The organism is Mesorhizobium sp. M2A.F.Ca.ET.042.01.1.1, assembly GCF_003997405.1.
Taxonomy (GTDB): domain Bacteria; phylum Pseudomonadota; class Alphaproteobacteria; order Rhizobiales; family Rhizobiaceae; genus Mesorhizobium.
In genome coordinates this window covers 1-1,835 of sequence record NZ_RZRX01000512.1, presented here as the reverse complement: position 1 = coordinate 1,835, position 1,835 = coordinate 1, and the positions used below count along the sequence as shown (strand labels likewise).

Annotated in this window: 1 protein-coding gene; it reads left to right on the top strand. The window is 68.2% G+C overall.

All coding sequences use genetic code 11. The features are described 5' to 3' along the window. The coding region (locus tag EOA23_RS34350) for an amidase (protein WP_127307283.1) at positions 1-1,611 on the top strand (1,611 nt) is incomplete at its 5' end. Between the last annotated feature and the right edge of the window lie 224 nt (positions 1,612-1,835).

Below are 1,835 nucleotides of genomic sequence, written 5' to 3'. Positions count from 1 at the left end.
GGCATGCAGCGCGGCGTCTATGGCCGCGCCGAGAGCCCCTACAACAAGGATTTCCTCACCGCCGCCTTCGCCTCCGGCTCGTCCAACGGCTCTGGCACCGCGACCGCCGCGTCCTTCGCCGCCTTCGGGCTTGGCGAGGAAACCTGGTCGTCCGGGCGCGCTCCCGCTTCCAACAATGCGCTCACCGCCTACACGCCCTCGCGCGGCGTGATCTCGGTGCGCGGCAACTGGCCCCTTGTGCCGACCATGGATGTGGTGGTGCCGCACACGCGCAGCATCGCCGACATGCTGGAACTGCTCGACGTGGTCGTCGCCGACGACGCCGAGGCGCGCGGCGATTTCTGGCGCGTGCAGCCCTGGGTGGAGATCCCGAAAGCCTCGGCGCTGCGGCCGGCGAGCTACACCGCCCTTCGGCTGCAAGGCGCGCTCAAGGGCAAGCGGCTCGGCGTGCCCAAAATGTATATCGGCAAGGATGAAGGCGCCGACAGGCCGATCGAGACGCGCGCCTCGGTGCTGGAGCTTTGGCGGCAGGCGGCGCGAGACCTGCAAGCCCTCGGCGCGGAGGTGGTCGAGGTCGATTTCCCCGTCGTCTCCAGTTACGAGCGCGACCGTCCGGGCGCGCGCTCCATGGTCGATCGTGGCCTTGTGCCGCCGGAATTCGCTGAGCGCGAGATCTGGGATCTGTCGATCTGGTCGTGGGACGATTTCCTGCGCGCCAACGCCGATCCGGCCATCCCCGATCTTGCTTCAGTCGATGGCGCAAAGATCTTCCCGCAGCCGCCGGGCGCGTTGCGCGACCGTTACGGCGAGGCCGATTTCGATCTGGCGCAGTATGTCGAGCGGGCGAAGCGGGGCGTGGCGCGACTGGAAGATATCCCAACCATCGGGGAAGGCCTGAAAGGCCTCGAGGCAACGCGCCGCGTCGACTTCGAGGACTGGCTCCATGCCAACCGCCTCGATGCCGTCGTGCTGCCGGCGGTGGCCGATGTCGGGCCGGCCGATGCCGACGTGAACGAGGCTTCCGCCCGGCTCGCCTGGCGCAACGGCACTTGGGTCGCCAACGGCAATCTCGTTTGGCGGCATCTGGGCATCCCGACGGTGACGGTGCCGATGGGCACCATGGTCGATATCGGCATGCCGGTCGGCCTCACCTTCGCCGGCAAGGCCTATGACGACACGGCGCTGCTGACGATGGCTGGCGACTATGAGCGCGCCACCAAGCGCCGCACCGCCCCGCCGCGCACGCCCGCGCTTGCCGATGATGTGTTTGCGGCGGGCAGCGGGGTGAGGAGGGGCGCTGGCGACGCGCCGTTTGCCCTGAAGCTGACTGCCGAAACGGTCCACGCCGGTGACACCGACGAGATCGCGATCGCCCTGGAGATCGAGCCGGCGGAGCCGGAAGTAGAGGTGAAAGCCGACGTCAACGGCGAGCCGGTGATCATGCGGGCCGGCGGCAACCGCTACACCGGTCGGATCGTGGTGCCCGCCGCGACGCATCAAGGTTTCCACAGTGTGTGGCGCGGGGCGTATGGCTCGATCGTCACGGCCGTCGTGAAGTCGCCGGACGGGCGCGCTGCTGGCGCGTATGTTGTGACGGGCGGGATCGAGTAGTGCCTCCTCCTTCTCCCCTTGTGGGAGAAGGTGGATCGGCGCGATAGCGCCGAGACGGATGAGGGGTGTTCCAGCGGAGTGAGGGGTGGGTGTTCCCTGGAACACCCCTCATCCGACCTCGCTTCGCGAGGCCACCTTGCATAAGCGATGTTGTATGAAGTGGTCGTCCCGTAAGGGACGCCAACGGCCGGGTGGCCACCCGGCCGTTGGCGCCGATCGTCGGA